At 56.7% G+C, this 559-nt stretch carries 2 protein-coding genes; one reads left to right on the top strand and one right to left on the bottom strand.

Translation table 11 applies throughout. From position 1 onward, the window contains the following. Positions 1–208, bottom strand: a 208-nt coding sequence (locus HGR_RS17750) for a hypothetical protein (protein ID WP_237701364.1), incomplete at its 3' end; no start/stop codon positions are given. A 204-nt stretch (positions 209–412) separates the two neighbouring features. Here HGR_RS17750 and HGR_RS03240 point away from each other — a divergent pair. Then, positions 413–559 (top strand): flagellin N-terminal helical domain-containing protein (locus tag HGR_RS03240; protein WP_006296651.1); only part of this gene is annotated, 147 nt, incomplete at its 3' end.

Raw genomic sequence — 559 nt, 5'->3', positions numbered from 1 at the left:
GATCGCCCAGGCCAACCAGATTCCGCAGGGCGTGCTGCAGCTGCTGCAATAAGAGTTGGGGTGGAAGTTTGGGCATCGGAAGTGATTCCTGCCCTGCTTTCCAGGGCTGGCACCGGAAACGGTGCCAGCCCTTTTTGTTTTTGAGTTCCGGCGGCATGTCCAGAGGGTTGATACACGGTGATACAGGATTTTTCGGCTGCTTTTCCAACTCAAGTTTTCGGTTTGGGCTCAAGTTCCCTGGCGTCGGGACGATAAAGGTGCACAGGGTTGCGAAAACCCGCTAGGCATCCACAGGCCAACCCCAGGGCTGGTTTCAGAAATGCCTTGAAGAGCCACCCATCAAAAAGTGGACCCAGACCAGCCAGCACGGAGCTGAGGCAGCCAGTGCTATTTTTTTACACAGGAGTTTCAAATGGCAGCCGTCATTAACACCAACATCAATTCCTTGTCCGCCCAGCGTTACCAGGGCATCAGCGACAAGGCGCTCAGCACCGCGATCCAGCGCTTGTCTTCCGGTCTGCGCATCAACAGCGCCAAGGACGACGCCGCCGGTCTGGCG

The sequence above is a fragment of the Hylemonella gracilis ATCC 19624 genome, from assembly GCF_000211835.1.
GTDB lineage: Bacteria > Pseudomonadota > Gammaproteobacteria > Burkholderiales > Burkholderiaceae_C > Hylemonella > Hylemonella gracilis.
This window is presented reverse-complemented; position numbering and strand designations above follow the sequence as displayed.